Annotated in this window: 4 protein-coding genes; 1 reads left to right on the forward strand and 3 read right to left on the reverse strand. The window is 70.7% G+C overall.

Features of this window, described 5'->3' with window-relative positions; all coding sequences use genetic code 11:
• Both B1205_RS16330 and B1205_RS16335 read right to left on the reverse strand, forming a co-directional pair.
• Positions 1-877 (reverse strand): beta-ketoacyl synthase N-terminal-like domain-containing protein (locus B1205_RS16330; protein WP_176308643.1); only part of this gene is annotated, 877 nt, incomplete at its 3' end.
• A complete protein-coding gene (locus tag B1205_RS16335) occupies positions 874-2,271 on the reverse strand; it encodes a PucR family transcriptional regulator (protein ID WP_140158079.1) in 1,398 nt (465 codons plus the stop codon). The genes B1205_RS16330 and B1205_RS16335, both read right to left, overlap by 4 nt.
• Positions 2,272-2,653: 382 nt before the next feature.
• Between B1205_RS16335 and B1205_RS16340 the strand changes: the two genes are divergently transcribed.
• On the forward strand, positions 2,654-3,718 hold the full coding sequence (locus B1205_RS16340) for an acyltransferase domain-containing protein (protein ID WP_217809828.1): 1,065 nt from the start codon (positions 2,654-2,656) through the stop codon (positions 3,716-3,718).
• Positions 3,719-3,919: 201 nt separating this feature from the next.
• Here the strand turns inward: B1205_RS16340 and B1205_RS29795 are convergent, their stop codons facing one another.
• The gene (locus tag B1205_RS29795; RefSeq protein WP_176308644.1) at positions 3,920-5,125 is read right to left on the reverse strand and encodes an acyltransferase family protein; all 1,206 of its coding nucleotides are present in this window, start codon (positions 5,123-5,125) and stop codon (positions 3,920-3,922) included.
• Between the last annotated feature and the right edge of the window lie 218 nt (positions 5,126-5,343).

The raw sequence follows: 5,343 nt of genomic DNA on the forward strand, positions 1-5,343 counted from the left end.
CCCGACCCCGCGCCACCGACAACCGCGCCAACACCAACACCCCCACACCCTCGGACCAGCCCGTGCCGTCCGCGGCCGCGGCGAAGGCCTTGCACCGGCCGTCCGGCGCCAGACCACGCTGCCGGGAGAACTCCACGAAGCCGTCCGGCACCGGGATCGCCATCGCGCCCCCGGCCAGCGCGAGCGCGCACTCGCCGCCCCGCAGCGCCGTGACGGCGTGGTGGATCGCCACCAGCGACGAGGAACACGCGGTGTCGATGGTGACGGTCGGCCCCTCCAGGCCCAGGACGTACGAGATGCGGCCGGACGCGACGCTGGTCAGCATGCCGGTCATGGCGTAGCCCTCGGTGCCGGTCGCGGCGCTGTCGTTCATGGAGGCGTAGCCGGTGTAGGGCACCCCGACGAACACGCCGGTGTCGCTGCCCCGCAGCGAACGCGGGTCCACCCGGGCGTGCTCGATCGCCTCCCACGAGGTCTCCAGCAGCAGGCGCTGCTCCGGGGCCATCGCCAGCGCCTCGCGCGGCGAGATCCCGAAGAACGCCGCGTCGAAGCCCTTGATGTCGTCGAGGAACCCGCCCTCGCGCGCGGAGAACTTGCCCACCGCGTCGGGATCCGGGTCGTACATGCCCTCGACGTCCCAACCGCGGTCGGTCGGGAACTCGCCGATCGCGTCGACGCCGTTGAGGGTGAGCTGCCACAGCTCCTCCGGCGTCGTGACCCCGCCGGGATAGCGGCAGGCCATGCCCACGATGGCGATCGGCTCGGAGCGGTCCGACTCCAGCTCGTCGATGCGCTCACGGGCCTTCTTCAGGTCGGCGGTGACCCACTTGAGGTAGTCGAGAAGCTTCTCGTCACGGTTCTTCTGGTCGCCGCTCACCTGGTCACCGCCCGAATCGAAGTCCGCGGCCCCGCCTTGGGGCCCTGTTCTGCCAGTACCGCCGAACCGAGCCGCTCCGCGAGGTGCAGGGCCAGGTGCAGTCGGAGGTGGTCCTCGCGCAGGGAACGGCCGAGCAGCTGCTCGGCCTTCTTCACCCGGTAGACCACGGTGTTCTTCGCTATGTGCAGGTGCTTGGCCGTGACGGCCACCCCCCGCTCGTTGTCGAGCAGGCACCGAACGGTCTCGCGCAGCGTCGCCGTGGTGCGGTCGTCGGCGGCGAGCGGGCCGAGTTCACGGCGGACGAAGTCCGCGGTGGCCTCGGCGTCGTTGCCGAGCAGGATCACCAGTTCGAGGTCGCCGTAGTCGCACAGCCGGAACGGCCCGGGCTCGGTGGTCCGGCCGACCCGCTCGGCGGTGACGGCCTGTTCGTGCGAGCGCCGGAAGCCGGCCACGCCGTAACCGGGGAGCCCGGATGCGACGTGGACGTGGGCGGGCAGGTCCAGGTCCACCTGCTTGTCCGAGTGTCGAAGCTCGTCCGGGTACCGGGTCGCGCGTCCGCCCCACGCCCACAGCCGCCCCGGCTCGGCGGGCAGCAGCAGCATCGAGGAGCAACCGATGCGGCTCAGCAGGCGCACCGCCGCGTTCTCCAGCTCACGGCCGCCGTCCGGCGTGACCTCGTCCTGCCACAGGACCAGGGCGACGTGGTGCAGCGTCAGCTCGTACCGCAGTTGGTGCATCGCCGCCCTGGGATCGACCGGAGCGCCCTCCAGGATCGACGAGACCAGTTCGAAGCGCTTGCCCACCGAACCGGCGAACCAACGGTTGCGTTCGGCGGTGAACTTCTCGGTGACCGCGGCGGACAGGGTCTCCATGCCCTCGAACAGGTTCTCGGAGATCGACCGCATCATCGCCGTCCGGTCCTCGGCCGGGACCCGCTTCTCGCAGAAGTCGAACAACTCGCGGGTGAAACCCGCATGCGCGGCCCGCACGCAGCGCAGCAGGAGATCGACGGTGATGCTGTCCGCCATGCTGGCACGGATGGCGTTGGTCAGCTCCGTGGAGAGCAGCCCGGTGATCGTCCGCACCCCGCTGAGTCGCAGGATGACCCAGAGGGCGATCGCCTCGATCAGCCGCGTCTCGCTGCACGACCGGCGGTCGAACTGGGTGAAGGGCTCCGCGGCGAGTTCGGCCAGGATCAGCCGGCCGTTCTCGATCGCCCAGCCGGTCGCTCCCGTCCCGACACGCGCGGCGACCTCCTCGACCAGGCGCGCGTTGGTCACCGGCAGGTGGAGTACGGAGTCGTCGTCGGCGCGCAGCAGATGAAGCAGGGAGTAGGTGGGCATGATCTGCGGTGGCGCGGGGACGGTGGCCTGCGCTTGCGGATAGCGGGACAACGAGTAGCCTCCGTACGAATAGCGGACGCAACTGGGTGTGAGAAGCCTTCCACGTTCCCCGGGACGGTGGGTAATCAGGCGGTAACTACACCCGTGGCACGCAATTACCAGTCGATGGGACCACGCGGCCGGACCTCGGGATAACGTCCGCCTCGCGATCCGCCAGGCATCGACGAGGAGTGCTCGTGACCAAGCCCGCCACAAAGGATCTTCCCATCAACGCCGGCACCGGCACGGTGCCCTGGGTGCTGTCCGCCCGCAGCGCCGCGGGACTGCGCGCCCAGGCCGTCCGGCTGCTGTCCCGGCTCGAATCCGACGCCGAACGGGGCATCGTCCACGAGAACACCGAGGTGGNCGCGACCGCGCGGACCTGCTCGCCGGAGTGCGCGCACTCACCGAGGAGCAGGCCGCGCCGACCGTCGTGACCGGACGCGCGTCCCGGCAGGCGCCGCCCCGCCCCGTGTTCGTCTTCCCCGGCCAGGGCACGCAGTGGGTCGGGATGGCGGTGGAGCTGCTGGACACCGCACCCGTGTTCGCCGAGGCGATACGGGCCTGCGAGACCGCGTTGTCGCCGTACGTGGACTGGTCGTTGGAGGCGGTGCTGCGCGGCGCCGACGGCACGCCGCCGCTGGACCGGGTGGACGTCGTCCAGCCGGTGCTCTTCTCGATGATGCTGTCCCTCGCCCGGATGTGGCGTTCCTTCGGCGTGGAGCCGGCCGCGGTCGTGGGCCACTCGCAGGGCGAGATCGTCGCGGCGCACGTCGCCGGTGCCCTGGCGCTCGACGACGCGATCCGGATCGTGGCCCTGCGCAGCCAGGCGCTGACCCGGATCCGTGGACGCGGCGAGATGCTGACCGTGCTTGCCCCCAACGACCAGGTCCGGACGATGCTCGCCGACTGGGACGGAGCCCTGTCGGTGGCCGCGGTCAACGGTCCGGCCACCATGACGGTGTCCGGCGACACGGCCGCGATGGGGGAGTTCGGCGTCGCGCTGTCCAAGGCCCGGATGATGCGCTGGAAGGTGCCGGGCGTGGACTTCGCCGCGCACTCCGCGCACGTCGAGGACCTGCGGGAGACGCTCCTCGACGTGGCGGCCGGCATCCGCCCGACCGACGGCGAGGTGCCGTTCTACTCCTCGGTGACCGGTCAGCGCGTCGAGACCAGGGAGCTGGACGCGGAGTACTGGTACCGGAACCTCCGCCAGACGGTCCGGTTCGACGAGGCGGTCCAATCGCTGCTCACCGACGGGTACGCCACCTTCGTCGAGTGCAGCGCGCAGCCGGTGCTCACCATCGGGATGCAGGACACGGCCGAGCAACTCGGCCGCCCGGCCGTGCTGATGGCCACCTTGCGCAACGAGGACGGCGGAACCGGTCGGTTCCTCGCGGCGCTGGCAGAGGCGTACGTCAACGGCGTCGCCGTGGACTGGACCGCGGCGTACGCGTAACCGCCGGGCGCCCCACCACGACCCGTCCCGACGCGAACGGCGGTCTCCGGTACGACGTCAGCTCACCCGCTGACCGTCGTGCCGGAGACCGCCGCGCCGCACCTCGGCCGGCGAGCGGCACCTCGCCCGCTGCGCCGAGGGGGGATGGGCGAAGCCCGTCGGCCGACGCGCACCCGCGGCCGAATGGCTCCGCCCACCTGGCTAGTGCAGGCCGGCCGTCGGCAGGCCTCGTTCGCCGGCGCCGGTCCGGTCCGCGCCCACCCGGTGCCGTCCGAAGCGCTGCACCAGGGGCACCTCCACGAACCGGTAGAGGATCGTGGAACACAGGATCACCACCGCGAGCAGCACCGGCACCAGGAGCCAGCCGGTGACCGTCGAGAAGACGTGGGTGGGACCGACCAGTTCGGTGAACGTCACCAGGATGATCCAGTGCACCATGTAGAAGGCGAACGAGATCTCGCCCAGGAAGACCAACGGCCGGCTGCGGAACACCGAGGGGGAGCGGCGTTCGTCGCCGGCGGCCGCGGCGGCGATGAGCGGGGCGGTCCACACCGTGGCGAGCCCGGCCGCGCCGGCCAGGTACGGCATGCGGACGGCGGCCAGGTAGCCGGCGACGGCGACGATGAAGGCGGGCACCAGCCCGATCCTCGGCCACTGTCCGGCCATGACGATCCGGGCCAGCACGATTCCCAGGACGAATTCGAGCGCGCGCACCGGCGGGAAGAAGTAGACGAACCACACCTGGGTGTACGACGCCTCGCCGTCGACGCCGAAGACGGGGAGCCGCGGCTGGTCGTTCACGAGGTACGTGGCGACCAGGAACGCGCCCACGATCAGCGCGAGGGTCGCACCGAGGGCGGGCCAGAGCCAGCGCTCGGGGATCCGGCGCAGGACGAACCAGAGGGCGGGGAAGGCCAGGTAGAAGAAGAACTCACAGGCCAGCGACCAGCTCACGCCGTTGACCGCCGAGTTCATCTGGATGCTCGGGACCCAGGTCTGCTGAAGGAACAGCGACGTGATCCAGTCGATCGCCCGGGTGGGCCGGTCGGTGCTGAGGATCAGGATGGCCGCCAGCGCGAAGGTGACCAGGTGCATGGGACCGATCTTCACCAGGCGGCGACGCCAGAAGGAGGTCGTCGTGTCGCCCCGCCGCGCGGTCCAGGTCAGCACGAAGCCGCTGAGGATGAAGAAGAAACCGACGCCGTACGAGCCGGAGAGGGTGAACGCCTCCCGCAACGTCTGGCCGGTCTCGCCCCCGATGAGCGGCGTGTAGTAGAGGATGTGCGTGGCGAAGACCATCAGCGCGGCCACGAAGCGCAGGCCGGTCAGCGATGGCAGCCGGTCGGCCTTGCCGCGGGCGGGCGCTGCGCTGCGGTCGGTGCTGAGGTCGGTTTCCTGGGCCGTCACGGGATCACCGGTCCCGGGAAAGCGCGATCGTCTACGGACTGCATCGTCGCAGGAATGGGCACCTGCGGTATCGGGTAGCGGGACAACGAATAGCCTCCGTACCGGAACGGGACGCAACTGGGAATCGCAGGCTATACATGTCGCACGCGGTGGACGGTAATTACGTGGTAATCGCGTCCGCGGTCGGGGATTACCGCTCGGTGGGCGCGGCGGAGGCC

Source organism: Micromonospora sp. NBS 11-29 (genome assembly GCF_002140155.1).
Lineage (GTDB): Bacteria > Actinomycetota > Actinomycetes > Mycobacteriales > Micromonosporaceae > Micromonospora.